General features: G+C 41.0%; 12 protein-coding genes. 3 read left to right on the top strand and 9 right to left on the bottom strand.

Annotated elements, in window-relative coordinates; all coding sequences use genetic code 11:
* Positions 1–95 precede the first annotated feature (95 nt).
* Complete coding sequence (locus QLH32_RS08805) at positions 96–350, bottom strand: type B 50S ribosomal protein L31 (protein ID WP_004674493.1); 255 nt, start codon at positions 348–350, stop codon at positions 96–98.
* A 410-nt stretch (positions 351–760) separates the two neighbouring features.
* On the opposite strand from QLH32_RS08805, the gene QLH32_RS08800 reads away from it, so the two are divergent.
* Complete coding sequence (locus tag QLH32_RS08800) at positions 761–1,726, top strand: metal-dependent hydrolase (RefSeq protein WP_283269197.1); 966 nt, start codon at positions 761–763, stop codon at positions 1,724–1,726.
* A gap of 19 nt (positions 1,727–1,745) precedes the next feature.
* Here the strand turns inward: QLH32_RS08800 and QLH32_RS08795 are convergent, their stop codons facing one another.
* The 3 genes from QLH32_RS08795 to QLH32_RS08785 all read right to left on the bottom strand — a co-directional run bounded on the left by QLH32_RS08795 (position 1,746) and on the right by QLH32_RS08785 (position 5,079).
* Complete coding sequence (locus tag QLH32_RS08795; protein ID WP_283269195.1) at positions 1,746–3,038, bottom strand: ABC1 kinase family protein; 1,293 nt, start codon at positions 3,036–3,038, stop codon at positions 1,746–1,748.
* Positions 3,039–3,227: 189 nt separating this feature from the next.
* On the bottom strand, positions 3,228–4,589 hold the full coding sequence (locus tag QLH32_RS08790) for an MATE family efflux transporter (RefSeq protein ID WP_283269193.1): 1,362 nt from the start codon (positions 4,587–4,589) through the stop codon (positions 3,228–3,230).
* A gap of 28 nt (positions 4,590–4,617) precedes the next feature.
* Positions 4,618–5,079 carry a DMT family transporter gene (locus QLH32_RS08785; protein ID WP_267981196.1) on the bottom strand — a complete coding sequence of 154 codons (462 nt, stop codon included), beginning with the start codon at positions 5,077–5,079 and terminating at the stop codon, positions 4,618–4,620.
* A gap of 108 nt (positions 5,080–5,187) precedes the next feature.
* On the opposite strand from QLH32_RS08785, the gene hemW reads away from it, so the two are divergent.
* Entirely contained in the window at positions 5,188–6,342 is a 1,155-nt protein-coding gene (hemW, locus tag QLH32_RS08780) for a radical SAM family heme chaperone HemW (protein ID WP_283269192.1), read from the top strand.
* Between the two features lie 172 nt (positions 6,343–6,514).
* On the opposite strand, the gene QLH32_RS08775 is transcribed toward hemW, so the two are convergent.
* The 4 genes from QLH32_RS08775 to QLH32_RS08760 form a co-directional block, all read right to left on the bottom strand.
* Positions 6,515–8,149: a nuclease-related domain-containing DEAD/DEAH box helicase gene (locus QLH32_RS08775; protein ID WP_283269191.1), complete on the bottom strand. Its 1,635-nt coding sequence runs from the start codon at positions 8,147–8,149 to the stop codon at positions 6,515–6,517.
* A gap of 1,361 nt (positions 8,150–9,510) precedes the next feature.
* Positions 9,511–11,724 carry a DEAD/DEAH box helicase family protein gene (locus tag QLH32_RS08770; RefSeq protein WP_283269189.1) on the bottom strand — a complete coding sequence of 738 codons (2,214 nt, stop codon included), beginning with the start codon at positions 11,722–11,724 and terminating at the stop codon, positions 9,511–9,513.
* Positions 11,725–11,782: 58 nt separating this feature from the next.
* Entirely contained in the window at positions 11,783–12,958 is a 1,176-nt protein-coding gene (locus QLH32_RS08765; protein WP_283269188.1) for a site-specific integrase, read from the bottom strand.
* A 208-nt stretch (positions 12,959–13,166) separates the two neighbouring features.
* Positions 13,167–13,754 carry a hypothetical protein gene (locus QLH32_RS08760; RefSeq protein WP_283269187.1) on the bottom strand — a complete coding sequence of 196 codons (588 nt, stop codon included), beginning with the start codon at positions 13,752–13,754 and terminating at the stop codon, positions 13,167–13,169.
* Between the two features lie 420 nt (positions 13,755–14,174).
* Here QLH32_RS08760 and QLH32_RS08755 point away from each other — a divergent pair, with 420 nt between their 5' ends.
* Positions 14,175–14,663, top strand: coding sequence for a hypothetical protein (locus tag QLH32_RS08755; RefSeq protein WP_283269186.1), 489 nt, complete (start codon positions 14,175–14,177; stop codon positions 14,661–14,663).
* A 126-nt stretch (positions 14,664–14,789) separates the two neighbouring features.
* Here QLH32_RS08755 and QLH32_RS08750 read toward each other — a convergent pair whose 3' ends face one another.
* Positions 14,790–15,068: a hypothetical protein gene (locus tag QLH32_RS08750; RefSeq protein ID WP_283269184.1), complete on the bottom strand. Its 279-nt coding sequence runs from the start codon at positions 15,066–15,068 to the stop codon at positions 14,790–14,792.
* Positions 15,069–15,085: the final 17 nt, after the last annotated feature.

Here is a 15,085-nt window from a genome sequence, read left to right as displayed (position 1 = left end):
AGCTAATTTGGGCATAAAAAAAGAAGTCTAAGAGGAGGAGATAGAACCTTAGACTTCGAATTGTGTCAGTTTAATCAATAAAACTTAAAACTAGATTAAGCCTTGCGGTTAAAGCGGGAAAAGCGTTTGTTAAAGCTGGCGACACGGCCCTCATTGCTGGCCTGACGCACTTCACCTGTATAAAACGGATGTGATGCGCTGGAAATATCCAGTGTGACATAGGGATAAACCTTGCCCTGATATTCCTTGGTCTGTTTGGTTTGAATGGTGCTTCCAATCAGGAAATAGGCATCGGCATTGGTGTCGTGGAAAAGAACCTGTTGATAGGCGGGATGAATATCTTTACGCATTGTGAACTACTCCATTGTTTAAAGAAATGTTATAACATAACAATAAATGAAGTCAATTTAATCTATTTCAAGTTTTGCCTTAATGAGAATAAATCCTCATGGATGAATGGTTAAGGTAATTGCTGTTTAAGTTAAGTGGTTTGAGCATGAAAAACCCGAATACTTCATATCTTTATTTATAAAAATCTATGACTGATACATATTTTGATATGAAAAATATTCTTAAGCTATTGTTTAATATTTGTTTTATAAGAATAAATATTTAGGACGTTATCTGAATTGAACCCGAACAAAAGATCGGATTAATATGGTGTTGCTTTATATGGATTGGTCTGCACGCAAACTGGATATGCAGGCAAACATTGGAAAAACACACCACATCATCTTATTTTAGAATACAGGGAATTGCGATGCTTGTAAGGAAGTTAAAACAATCTGTGGGTAAATTGATGAACTCCACCATTGAGTACCCTGATTTTACCAAGAAAATCCCGTTCCCAATCCGTCATCTTGAGTTTAGATTTGATGGGCAGAATTTCTATAACAATTTTTACCGCAATGCAGAGCTGGCAAGTGCCTATGTAACAGCGATGTCGATTTTCCTGACCTATGGTGAGGAACTGGTGATTGAAACGGCACGTTATCACCGTGATTTTGTGAATGACCCGATTCTAAAACAGCGTGTAACCGCTTTAATTGGTCAGGAGGCGATCCATTCTAAAGTACACAATGCATTTAATGACCAGACTCTGGCAAACCATCAATATCCTGTACGTTTTTATCGTTTTTTGGCGGAAAATGTTTTCAAGTATGGTTTTCACCGTTTTCCCCAGCCGTTGAAATTATCACTGATGGCAGGTATTGAGCATTTTACTGCGGTATTTGCAGAATTTGCCATGAAGCATGATGCGGAGATCTGGGCAAAAGAAATCGATGACAAGACCAAGGGCTTATGGATGTGGCATTTTATGGAGGAATCGGAACATAAGGATGTCGCCTATGATGTTTTCCAGTTGATTTCAGGCAATTATGCCCTGCGTATTACAGGCTTCTTCCTTGCCAGTTTTACCATTATGGGACTGGTTTTCGCTGGTGCGGTAGGTATTCCAATTTTAAGACGGCCATTGAATACAATAAGTCCGCGTTATTGGAAAGATGTGGCCTACAGCCTAAATGTACTGTGGAATCCCCAGAATGGCGTTTTTGGCAGTACAATTGGGCATGTGATGGAATATCTGCGTCCAGATTTCCATCCGAATGACCATGACACAACCGTATATCTGCAAGACTATAAGCAAAAGTTGTTAAATCCTGAATCAGGCTTGCTCATCCCTTATTTCACCAAAGAATTTATGCCAAAGATTCAGGCGGCATGATAAAAACCTGCATCAGGCTTTAATTGGGAACCAGTTCCTCAAACAGGTCATTCAGGTTGTCATGCACCTTAAGATGGATCAGGTTCCAGTAATGTCCTGAAATGGTACGGTTGACCATTAACGTATCTGGAGATGGCTTAAATACATCCCAGTATTTCAATGATTTTTTCACCAGACGCATGCCATCATGATGGGATGAGTTTTCGGCAAAATCATAATGGGTGCTTAATGGACGCAACAGCACCTCAATCCACTGAACATACAGCTCGCTTGGAAATTTCTGTTTTTCAGCAATTGAATGCAGTTCTACCAGTAAATCTTCAACCTGGGCAATATCCTCCTGACGTGCAGCATTCACCAGGGCCTTAAAGTGCTGAATCAGTTCTGGCGAAAGGGTTTTGACACTGCCATAGTCATAGATGATGACACTGCCATCTTTCCGAAAGGCAAAATTGCCTGGATGGGGGTCACAATGGAAGCGTTTCAGGAAGAACATCTCCTGCCCTAGGGCACGGATCAGGCGGCGGCCAATCTGGTTGCGGGTTTCAACCGACCATGTGCTTGCGGTTTCAATGGATTCGCCCTGTTCCAGGCTTAGGGTGAGTACCCGTCGGGAAGAGTAAGGTTTATAGACTGTTGGAATAATCACTTGATCATCAAGCTGTTCATGGAAAGTCTTGAACACTTCCAGATTCTGCGCCTCAATTTCGTAGTTTAACTCGGCGGAAAGGCTATCCTGAATCTCCTGAAATAACTGGTCCTGTAATTTTTTATCAATCTTTAAAACACCCATTAAACGCAGGGCAAGACGGACCTGCTTTAAGTCACTTTCACAGGCTTGGTCAACGCCAGGATATTGCACTTTCACCACCACCGCCTGCCCGTCAGGGAGTACTGCACGATGCACCTGACCAATCGAGGCTGCCGCGAAAGGTTCTGGCTCAAATGAGGTAAAAATCTCATTCAGTGGTTTGCCCAACTCTTTTTCAACCTGCTGCTTGATTTCGGCAAAAGGCATGGCTGGGGCCTGACGTTGCAGTTTGGCAATCGCCTTGGCGACTTCGGGTGGGAAAATGTCTTTGTATTGTGAGGCGATCTGTCCGACTTTCATCACTGCGCCTTTCATTTCTCCAAGTGTATCGGCAATCTGTAAACCGATTTCCTGAAAAAGCTGGCTGCGTGCCGCATTTTTTTGTTCTTCATCTGCGGTCAGGTTGCGAATGGAGTTGGCAACGCTTTTGCTGGCGATGCTTGCAGTCATGCCAGCCAGTTTTAGAAAACGTTTACTGGGAGAACTTGCATGCTTTGCCATGATGGTTGGACCCCTGTGATCTGATTTTAAGCGATACCCTGATCATAGGCGACAAAACTTAAATTGCCTAGATGAAAATGTTAAGTCGTGTAAGTCTTATGAATCAATCACTCAATCTTGTTGATATTTACTATCGTGAGGGCAGTATCCACGCTACCCTCATGATAGCAACTGAATCGGAGCTGTTGCTTATGGATTTGAGCTTGTCAGTTGCATCAAACGTTTATTATTCAAATATAAACGACCAATCAACAGGACACAGGCAATGGTTAAACCAATGATCAGGCCCAGCCAGACACCCGCCACACCCCAAATGGTATAGCGAGCCAGATACAAGCCAATTGGAAAAGCCACCACCCAGTAGGCCATCAGGGTAATCCACATCGGGGCCTGTGTATCCTGCATGCCACGCAGGCAGCCTGCCGCACTGACCTGCCAGCCATCCACCAATTGGTATGCCATTGCGAACCAGAGTAGGTACATGGCAATCGGCATGATGTGTACATCATTGGTATAAATCGCCACGATATAGGGACGGGCTAGGGCAATCAGGGCCATGGTACAGGCGGCAAAGATGGTCGCACTGATCAACCCGACTTTTTGTACCTGACGCATAGCGAGCCAATTTTTCTCTCCATAATACATGCCAACCCGAATGGTTAAGGCTATCGCCAAGGACAGGGGAATCATAAACAGTTGTGACGTGACTGAAATGGCGATCTGGTGCGCTGCAATTGCATTTTCCCCCAATGGGCTGAGGACAATGGCACCCGTACTAAAGATGCTCACCTCAAAGAAAACCGCCAAACCAATCGGAAAGCCCAGCTTTAAAATCCGTTTTGTCCAGCCTAGGTCCAGCTTTTCCCATTGGGTAAAAATCGGTGCCTGTTGGTAAGCCTTGGCCCTGGAAATATAGATTGCCAAAGTGATGAACATCAACCATTGCAGGATGGCTGTGGCAAATCCACAGCCTGCGCTTCCCAATGCTGGAATAGGGCCAAATCCGTACATGAAAACAAGATTTAGGGGAATCAGCGCCAATAAGGCAAGTAGGCTAATTGCTGTAACAGGACGGGGATGTCCCAATGCCTCGGAATAACTGCGCAGAGCGGCGTACATCATCACTGCGGGCATGCCAAAACCAATTGCATGCAGGAACAGGCTGGCTTTGGGGAGTAAGCTTTCAGGTACACCAAACAGGGGTAAAAAGAATGGCATGCCTTGCAGGATCAGCATGGCAACCACTCCAAGAATTGCGGCAACCCATAAGGACTGGCGTGCAATGGTTGGGATTTTCTCAGGTGTTTTTGCGCCCCGTGCCTCCGCAACCAGTGGTGTGGTGGCAATCATGATGCCTGCAAACAGCAGCATAATCGGAATCCACAGCCCCACACCAATCGCGATTGCGGCGAGGTCGGCTGCGGATAAGTGGCCTGCCATAATCGTGTCAATCAAGCCTAAACCCGCCTGGGCGAACTGTGTAATCAGGATGGGTAACATCAGGTGAAACAGTTGCTTAAGTTCAAACCGTGCAGTGTGGGTGTGGGGCACAAAAAATACTCTTTAAAATTGTGAAAAATCAGCGTTGTAAAGTCAGTAAAACACCAATGAAAATGACAATACCGCCGAGTAGGCGCTGCCAGTTGACAGGGGTTTTCTCTGTCCCTAACCAGCCAAAATGATCCAGTAACATGGAAATGACAAGCTGCCCAAAAATGACCAAACCCGTAAATGTTAAGAAGCCAAGTTTAGGTGCAGTATAAATGCTCATACTAATTGCATAAACCCCAAGTATTCCACCCAGCCACAAAAACCACGGAATGTGTGAAAGTTCACTTAAACTTGGTTTTGCTGCGCTCTGGAAATAGACCATAACCGCAAGAATAATTGTACCAAACAAAAATGAAATAAAAGCTGCCTGTATGGGTGAATGTAAATATGTTTTAAGCTGGGTATTTATTGCGGTTTGAAAGGCCATTGCAATACCAATTCCCAAAGCGAGGGGAATGATAAAAAGTAACTGGCTTGAGAGTTTGATCATATTTATATCATTCATTATTCTTGGTGGTCTCATACATAACATAGATGATGAGCCGTTGATTAGTCGAGTCATGTTAAAATAATTAAGTTCTGTTATTGAGCTTATATTTTGAGTGAATTAAATCCAGCCCTTATTCCACTTTCACTTTATATCCATATGCCTTGGTGTGTGCGCAAGTGCCCATACTGTGACTTTAACTCACATGCTGTACCTGATGGTCAATTGTCCACCGACCTGGAACAGCAGTATCTGGCGGCATTGGTAGCTGACTTTGAAACTCAGGTGGAAATGGCACAAGGGCGCTCCATCCATAGTGTGTTTATTGGTGGGGGAACGCCATCGCTGATTTCTGCACAGGGCTATGCATGGTTATTTGAACAGCTCAGGGCTCGTCTGGACTTTGAGCCTGATTGTGAAATTACTTTGGAAGCCAACCCAGGAACGGTTGAACATGATCCTTTTGCAGACTATCTTGCCGTAGGCATTAACCGATTGTCGATTGGCGTGCAAAGTTTTAATGCAGAACATTTACAGCGCTTGGGGCGGATTCATTCTGCCGATAATGCGCTCAGTGCCATTCAGCAGGCGCGGCAGGCAGGCTTTGAGCGTGTCAATGTGGATTTAATGCATGGTTTACCCCAACAAACCCTTGAACAGGCTTTAACTGACCTCAAACTTGCGGTAGAGCAGGGCGCAACTCATATGAGTTGGTATCAGTTGACCATTGAGCCGAATACCGTTTTCTTCCGTACCCAACCTGTGCTTCCGCAGGATGAACTGTTGGAGCAGATACAGGAGCAGGGCGAAGCTTATTTAAAGGCACAGGGCTTTATCAATTATGAGGTTTCCGCATGGCGTAAAGAACAGCCATCGGCGCACAACCTGAACTATTGGCAGTTTGGCGATTATTTGGCAATTGGAGCGGGGGCACACGGTAAGGTCACCCGTCCAGATGGGGTTTATCGTTTTCAGAAAACCCGTTTGCCCAAGGATTATTTAGCCAAGGTTCCTGCGGATCATCTCCAGATGAAAAAGATTGAAGTGGATGAATTGCCCTTTGAATTTATGATGAATGCCTTGCGTTTAAATGATGGAGTAGAGGCTGAGCTTTATGAGCAGCGTACAGGATTGGCTTTGTTAGATTTGGAGCAGATTTTGGATTCATTACGCAATAAAAAATTACTGGTCGATGATGTATCTAAAATTGCCTGTACTGAGCAGGGGCATGTATTTTTAAATTCAGTGTTGGAAGTGTTTTTATAATTCAGCCCATAAATAGTTTTAGGTAAGGGTGTTCAAAAACTGAGAGGATGGGCATCTTTGAAAAATAGTTATTACAAAATAAAAAACCTCATTATTTTTGATGAGGTTTTTCAGAATCTGATGGGTCACCCGTGACTCGAATATAGAGTTACTTTATTAAAAAGTAAAATTTCTAAGATTCTGCGAACCAACTATCTTTCAATGCCAAAATATATAAGGCTGCTTTTGCCCGAGTCGCACCGACATAAAACCAGGTTGGGTGTTGAGCAGCTTTGGCATTGAGCCCGACAAGAATAACAACCTCGGCCTCCAAGCCTTTAAAGCCCTGAATTGTTCCGACACGTACATGATTTGGCACAATCTGTGCCATGTTGGTATTGACGTTGACATGATCTAATCCAACTGACCAAGAGGATTGTTTGTTGTTATGTCTGAAAGGGGAGAGGACTACAATGTTTTCCACAGGGATTTGTTCTTTCTCAATCAATTGCTTGAGCAACTGTCGCAGTTGTATCGCCATTTCCGCAAAATCATCGCAATAGTGCCAAAGGGGCTCAATACCTTGCTCAACTAAATAACGTTCAGCAGGTTTGGATTGGCCATATTTGGTGGCAACTAAGCCAATAGGCTGAGTATTACGCAGATTCTCGGTCAATGACATGACATTAGCTGCAAAAGGTGGTTGCCATATTTGCTTATCAAGATAAATATTCTGCTGTAAGTCAAAAAAACAATACCAGCTAAAATTTTCTGTACCTAAAGCCTCTAGGGCAATCCACCATTCTGATTTGAAGTCGGCTGCTTCATCAACAATGATGCTATCAAAACGGCTATTTACAATATCTATGGCTTCTAGCAGTAATTCTGTTGCACCCTCGCCATAAAAATATTCTAAATCAGCAGGATTTTGGGGCTCTGTATAGCTTAATCCAGCCAATTCAGCGTATTCCTTGACAAGATCATGAAAGGCAATTGCCTTGATATTGGGAATGTGTGCAGTTGCCTGTGCAAGCTGTGCCGCTAAGTAACGATTATAACAAGTGAGCAAGACTTGTTTATCTTGTTGAGTATGTTGCTCTGCCAGTGCCATTGCTAAATGAGTTTTACCAGAACCTGCAATACCATCAATCAATAAACGATTTTGACTACTGAGCATACGCAAGACATGCATTTGCTGTTGTGTTGCACGATGCAGAGCCTGACTGGTTTGTTCCATCTGTACGACTAAGGGGCTAAAGGTAACAACAGATGGAGCAAAGATTTGCTGAATGGCATGTTGCTGTGGTTTTGTCCAAGTCTTTTGTATAGAGCTTGCTTCTTTAAAGATTTGTAGCAAGGCATTTTCAATATTCTTTAAACTTTGACGATCAAGAAGAAAAGATTTTGAAGGTAATTCAGTTGGTGTTTCAGATTTCCATATCACATCAGGAAAAAACACGGCATGAGTCACCGTTAATTGATTGAGCGCCTCTTTACCAATTTTTGCACTGAGCTTTTCCATGAGCGCATAGCGATTACGCCGAGCCTGCTGACAAGGCGATTGTGACATTGACCGACCAGAAGCATAGAACCATTGCCCGTCTTTTACATATACAGCACCTGCCTTAATTTCCAGAACAATCAAGCCATGCTGGGGATGAAATACGATTGCATCCGCTTCCCCAATCTGTTCGCCATGTTGTTGTATCAATCGCCACTCTACCGAACTAAACGATTGCCAAGGCTTGCTTAACGACTCTAAGCATTCAATCACTTTTGATTCAGCCAGGTTACCAACCAATTGTGCACTGCTTATTGTGTTTTGCATATCTATGTGTTTTTGTTAAGGAAAGGTGATTTAATTATTGAGGATATGTTTATACAGTGCAAACCTTTTTATAGAAAAACTTCAATTGAACAATTCTTGAGGGAGTACCTGCCCCAAAAGCAGTCTATGAGCAAAAATATCCCATAGCTAAGTCTCCTTAGCTTTCTAATCACCACATTTTTAGCATGAATAAGTCCCCAAGCTTCCAAAGCTCACACTTTGTTCTGCTTGTGCAGCTTATTCGATGCCATTCCCCAGCATAGAAGTCTATCAAACTGTATCGCTTAAGCTGAGCCAAATTCGCAAGCAAGAGAACAGCAAAGGGGAGCGGTGATCGAGGTATTCAACCAATGAACCGTAAAATGAACCACAAAGAGAAGTTTTTTTTGAGTGATCTGGAATTAAAAAAGCATTGTAAATTTTTATTTACAAGGCTTTGAATCTGGTGGGTCGCCCGCGATTCGAACGCGGGACCAACGGATTAAAAGTCAAAGTAAGTGCTCATTATTTACATCATAAAATCAATGAATTATATTAATGGGTGTGATGAAAAAATGAATAAAATCAATAAGACCGCACGATAAACTATAACACCAAGAAAAATAAGGTTTTACGATTTCTATGTATCAGAAATATTGAGGCTACTCATTTGATAAGTCTAAGAAAAATAACAATCATATCGGACAGTTTTTTGAACAAAGACCTCAAATGAACCACAGACCATAGAGGTACATTCAATACTAAGTATCAGACTTATAAATGGTTTGAATGAACCGCAAAAGACCATGACAGTTTTATCGACAAGTTCAGACCGCAACCACAGATTTGACCATGTCATTACTTATACTCTATTTGTCCATGCAAGAATCGTTATGGCGTTAGCGTCAAGCTATAAAGCGTTGATTCCATTAGGGCAAGCAAATGCAGGGAGGATATCATTTTATCTATACAAGTGACCGATGTGGGGTGTGTTCGCATTTGAATTTTTTTCTTTTTAGAAAAACTCCCCCTTGAACTCTCTATTTTTTCTTTTGTTTTCATGTGAATACTCGAATTTTCAATGCGTCGTTTTTACTCCGCATTTGTATTATTTGGTAGCGTCATCACAATCATAGAGATCAGTCGCATCATGGTATGACGACTTCCGTACCAAATAATACAAATTCAACTAGGGGAGTGCTCAAACATGAAAATCGAAAATCATAATGAGACACGAAAAAAATAACCTCAAATACAGCGTAATTCATGGGAATAAAAGCGATTAACCTATGACGTTGTATCAAATGTATCATTTGAGCTGATCACTGCTTAAATGCTATAAAATGGTACTCATCGGGAAGTACCATTTTCAAACCATTGCTTTAGTCACAATCAAGCATGATCAATTCTTCTTTTGGTAGGTTGGCAATAAGATGACCAAATCTTGCACCAGAAAACTGATATTTGTCTAGAAGCTTCTGCTCGAATTGCAGTTTCTTACTATGTTGGGTTTTGGGTGAGGCTTGGTAGCTATACCCAAATCCGCCACCAATACTTAAAAAAATGACTTTCTTACAGTCGAGTGACTTCTTGTCATTCAATATCTGAACATGGGTATATCGTTTCAGAAAATTAATGATTTGGTCATGCTTGAATAGAATTTTGTCTTCTACCAATTCGACATATTTGAATGGGTGCTGAGCTAAAAAATGTTTGGTTGTTGCCAAACAGTCTAGACGTTGCAGATACTTATTCAAGCGTCGCTCTATATCTTTGACCGTATGGGTGATATTGAGGTTCTCTGATTTTTTGAGGTAGTCGCCCAAACCAAACATCACCGCTTTGACAATAGGATTACTCTGATAGTCATAGTCAATTTTGCGGATCAATTCAATCTTGTCATTCAACAAGATTTGATGTGCATCCTCTAGATTGGTGACGTATTGTGCGAGAAATACAGCCTGACCAAATATTTCATAGTGGAGTGGTTGTTCATCTTTCTTATAGGGTTGAATAAATAGAATATCGGAATCTTCCAAATATTGAATGACTTTGGGATAGTCTTTAATACTGTTCGATTTCATGGCTCGGACAAGTGAAGCCATAACATCAGGGACAACCTGTTTTTGATGCTCAATCAGTGCAATTTTGGCTTGTTTGAACGCTTTGTCTAGGGCTTTATTCACCTGACACGCTGACGAAGACAAGGTGATTTTGGCATTGGGCAGCAATTGCTGAATGCGAAACTGAAGATAATGAATATTGCTGTAACACTTGGCAAGATCAGTACGATAGAGTTTTGCCACAAGATTGGACTTGTTGAGAATGATCTTTTGACCATCATGCCAAAATGCTCTGACTTCAAAAGCCTCATTACTCATATTATTCAGCATTTTAACGTAGTCAACCTTACTGGAAATCATGTCACCCAAATCACGAATTTTATCTTGGGAAAACATATTTTTGATGCTCGTCAAAAAACTGATCATATTTAAATACATGCCCTCTAATTCATCCATTATTTTGGCGTGCATTTTGCGACAATCAATTTTAGTTTTACTCATCTCCTGACTAAGATGAATAAAAATAGGGGGATTTGCCTGACGAGTACGACCAATAAACTGAACGATTTCTTCAGGATGAGCATGTCGTCCAATAAAATGGATACTATCAATTTCATTATGACGATTATTCAAATTGACAGCTTCATCTAAAATAGAAGTACAAATGATGACATCATAGTTCAGACTTAATTCCGACGTTTGTAATATATCCCGACAGGATTTGCTATTCATTTCATCACGGTTGATCAGCATCACCCTGTAGCCTTTTTGGGCTAACATCGCTTGCATGGCTTTGCCATCATCCTTGTTATTGACTCGCACGAGCGCAATTTTAGATTGCCCAGCCAGAGCATTGCTTTCCAATCGCTTACATAGCGCAGGATAAAAATTCAGAATATGCGTTGCATCATAATGTGTGATGGTAATTTGACGCTGTACTGGGTTGCTTGGTTCGATATGAAAATATCGAGTCAGGGTAGGGATGATCATCTTGCATAGATGTTCAGTCGGTGTTGCTGTTAAGTACAACACCTGACTGAATTGATTGCCATTAATCGTTGCCAGAATCGGTTGAATCGCCTTATCACGATAGCTCCCTGCACTGGAAAGCTTATGTACTTCATCAATCACCAATGTATATGGATCAAAATTCAATTGCGTTGCAGGGCTATGGCGAGTTTGATATGTGGCATGACGATAGTGCAACCATTGGTCAAAAGTCATGACCACACTTTTTCTTTGAGCGATGGCGGATAAAACCTCCTCCCTGTTACTCATTTCACCATGACTGAACACCATCTCTTTGCTTGAGGCATAGTCCTGTTGAAGTTGCTTAATTTGAGAGACCATAGGGCATAACAGAATAATGGGGCGTTGTTTGGCTAAATGTTGCAAAACATAGGTTGTTTTGCCGAGACCCGTCCCTGCAATCAGCAGATTATGACCATCACTCAAGTTAATCTTATGGGCGACATCCATGATTTTTTGCTTGTTTGGCAGACGAATACATTGTGGTTTAGGAAAAAAAGACATAGAAACTCCTATGGGCACATTGGGGAATGTGCCCATTCATGATTGATAAGATTAGGGTTTAGCTCGCTCGGTTTGTCTGACGTATAGACTGAGCGATTTTTTCAGAGGCATTTCTGAGCGTGTCATGCTGTACATGAGCATAACGTTGCGTGGTGATTGGAGAAGAATGCCCCAGCAACTTTTGTACAACATACAAAGACTCGCCACTATTCACAGCCATACTTGCAAAGTTATGTCGCAAATCATGAATACGGATTTTGTCGATATCCGCAGCTTTCAAGATTTTTTCAAAGGTTTTACGAATATCCGCATAAGGCTGCAAGGTCTCAGGATTGGCAAAAACGTATGGGCAGCGTTTTGGCATTGAACAAATGATCTTCAAGGCTTCACTACTCAATGGAATCTGACGAGCTTTGCCTGCCTTATTGTGCTTGAGCAGCCAGACCCCAGTTTCCGTATCGACATCAGACCATTGCAAATCCATTGCCTCACGCTTGCGGACACCCGTGAGTAGCAGAAATCGGACAATCGCTACAATAATCAGGTTATCAATAGAGAATTGAGCAGGTTGGATCAATACCCTGTCTAAACGCTGCATCTCTGTATCATTGAGATAACGTTCAATCAGATTATTTTCCTTGAATTTCCGAACACGGCTTACAGGATTCGTCGTAATCCATTCATGCTCAATCGCCATATTAAAAATACTCGATAACAAAGCACGAATACGATTAACTGTTGCATTACTGAGACCTTTCTGCTGACATTCGATTAGTGCAGAACTGACCATCGGTACAGTAATTCCATTGATCAGTAACTTACCGAGAATTTGAATAAGGTGAGTACGGATACGAGATTCATCATCCTTGTATGAGCGTTTATACGGCTGAACCGTAGGCAAATAGATATGCGTTACGAAGTAAGCAAAGGTTGGGGTACTTTGTTGGCGACGTTGTTCAGCATCTGGGTTTATCCCTTTGTCCAGTAACACCTGATACTGTGTAATTAATTCAATCGCTTGGTAGATACTGATTTCAGGATATTTACCAAGCACCATTGAACATTTCTTACGTGCAAAGGAATAACGCCACAAAAATGTTGTACTTTTGGTTGAAACAACGATACGCAAGCCTTTTATACCATTGACAGAATATTCATGCTTGGACTTCCCCTCTGGCAAAGGATAGTTGTTCATGTCCAAAGCAGAGCTTGGTATCTTTAGGGATACATTCATAATAATGATTCCTTTTGGGGTGAAAATTAGGCATAACGACCCCTTGTCGCTTAGAGCAACAAGGGGAATGGAATAATAGGAATGTGCCAATAAGCTTTTTATAGGCGTGATTGATTCTCTGACCTTATGTAATAGTCATAGCTGAAAGGAATATTTTTAGAGTTGGATTTTAATTCAACGTAACTGCATGCCTGTTACGTTAATTTAATCAATAAGCGTTATCAGATAATACTGTCAATAAGTGATTATATTTAAATGAGAAATAATCTGGCATATTCTCAAAGAGGAACGACATACGTTCAACCATGCGATCCTCGAAAAGTAAGTCCTCAACACGATTATCTGGCTTAATTACACAATACTGATTATGGTCAACAATACATACCACTTTAGCGAAAAACTGATTGTCCTTATCAACCATATAATAACCAAAAGATGTCAATTGATTTTCTTGCTCATCTTGAGATGTGTAATTCTCTACCAAAATTACTTTAGCAGGTTTATATAGTTCAATGAGTAAAACCAAAGACTGTACTGAATCGCTACTCACTTTTAAGGTTTTTACAGATTCGACCCAATAGCCATTATTTCTAATAATAGTCATTGGTATATTTAGACTCTTAGTAATCAAAGAAGCATGTAATGAGACATCTTCAAAAAGAAGCTGTGTCATCAAGGCTGAATCTGAAATACCATTATCCACCCCATTTAGGATGCAACTTGCTTCATGATTGAGCAGACTAGAGTGATGTTGTTTTCCTGAAACAAGTTCTGGATATGTTTCTTTCTTTTCCATGTAACACCCATAGTTGATATGTCGACATGGATTAGTTTTTTCGTTTTGTACAGTGTTCATAATTGATACCTTTCATAACAATGATTGTGATTGATTTGCCTATTTTGGGGTAAGCGAATCATGTTGTATGGCTCAATGCCATGAGAGAACTATAGATGAGAAATGGAGCTTTAGAATACATGTCAAATGTTAAAATTGTATCCTAAGTAATTGATTAATATGGATTCATATTGGTTAAATTTTGATCTAAATTTTAAATTCAATTTTTCATTCTCATCCCAACTGTCCTGAAAATAAATTTCTCGGTAAGCAATCTTGGTGGCATCTAAGTGTTGATGGAGCAGTAACATTAGTAGTGATGGCGTGATAACATAAGTACACAGACTGTTTACAATAGGCTTTTCTATCCAAGGTTATGAAATGAAATCACTCTATATACCTAAAGATATTTACGACGCTTTGGAACAAGACGTTGGATTATCCATTAAGCAAGTTATGGCAATTCAAGGTACGCCTGATTCAACGGCTGCCCGATATAGAACAAATTTCAAGTTAATTAAAGATAAACCAAAATTATATTCAGTCAGACATACAAAAAATAATTTTGATATTGGAAACTGTCGAAAGATCAATATGCAACCGCAACAGATGGATGAGTTATTGAAAGATTTATTAAATCAAGATGGCTTTGCATCAACAGCACATTTAAGAGAGTTATATTATTCAAGATATTCAACCTCAAGCTCAGCATGTGAAACGCAGTCTCCAAGAAATTTCAATCGATATTTTAAAGCAGCACGTGAGAGCCTAGAGGTAGAGCAATATAAGTTGGAGATATATCGCTCTTCAAACAATAAGACGGGTTTTTGTACTCGACAAAATGCCGCATTTAAGCCCACGGACTACTAGAACGTAAGCCACTTTATCGTGAAAATCCATCACGTCATGCCTGACCTCGCTATCAAAAAAGAAACCGTAAAGCCAAAACAGCTTTACGGTCTATTTTGAGGTAAGGCAGTGGTCTGACAGGACGATTCAGTAATCAATCGGCAATAAGATGGTCGTTAGACTTCGATCAGCTTCAGTCATGATCCAAATTTTATCCGTTTCATATTGATAGCTAGAAAAAATACGTCCATCACAGATGAGAGCCTCTTCATTACTGTCTTTATCCTCAGAACATAGATTTCCCCAGTCACCTGTATGATGCCGTTGCAACAAGCCAAGTAGGTCGATTTGATGCTGATTGGCAAAGGTTAAGGCATTTACAGTCGCTACCACTTGACCAAGTTTAAATAAAGGTTTCTTTGACATTTTTACGTCCTTGATGC

Source organism: Acinetobacter corruptisaponis, from assembly GCF_030053775.1.
Lineage (GTDB): Bacteria > Pseudomonadota > Gammaproteobacteria > Pseudomonadales > Moraxellaceae > Acinetobacter > Acinetobacter corruptisaponis.
Note: the sequence above shows the minus strand (reverse complement) of the source record. Positions and strands in the feature narration are given on the sequence as shown.

Bases quoted from the DNA above. Each gene is read 5' to 3' on its own strand.
- QLH32_RS08775 (WP_283269191.1), bottom strand. From the start codon at position 8,149: ATGCAAAACACAATAAGCAGTGCACAATTGGTTGGTAACCTGGCTGAA.
- QLH32_RS08760 (WP_283269187.1), bottom strand. From the start codon at position 13,754: ATGGAAAAGAAAGAAACATATCCAGAACTTGTTTCAGGAAAACAACAT.
- QLH32_RS08770 (WP_283269189.1), bottom strand. From the start codon at position 11,724: ATGTCTTTTTTTCCTAAACCACAATGTATTCGTCTGCCAAACAAGCAA.
- QLH32_RS08800 (WP_283269197.1), top strand. From the start codon at position 761: ATGCTTGTAAGGAAGTTAAAACAATCTGTGGGTAAATTGATGAACTCC.
- QLH32_RS08795 (WP_283269195.1), bottom strand. From the start codon at position 3,038: ATGGCAAAGCATGCAAGTTCTCCCAGTAAACGTTTTCTAAAACTGGCT.
- QLH32_RS08750 (WP_283269184.1), bottom strand. From the start codon at position 15,068: ATGTCAAAGAAACCTTTATTTAAACTTGGTCAAGTGGTAGCGACTGTA.
- QLH32_RS08755 (WP_283269186.1), top strand. From the start codon at position 14,175: ATGAAATCACTCTATATACCTAAAGATATTTACGACGCTTTGGAACAA.
- QLH32_RS08765 (WP_283269188.1), bottom strand. From the start codon at position 12,958: ATGAATGTATCCCTAAAGATACCAAGCTCTGCTTTGGACATGAACAAC.
- QLH32_RS08805 (WP_004674493.1), bottom strand. From the start codon at position 350: ATGCGTAAAGATATTCATCCCGCCTATCAACAGGTTCTTTTCCACGAC.
- QLH32_RS08785 (WP_267981196.1), bottom strand. From the start codon at position 5,079: ATGATCAAACTCTCAAGCCAGTTACTTTTTATCATTCCCCTCGCTTTG.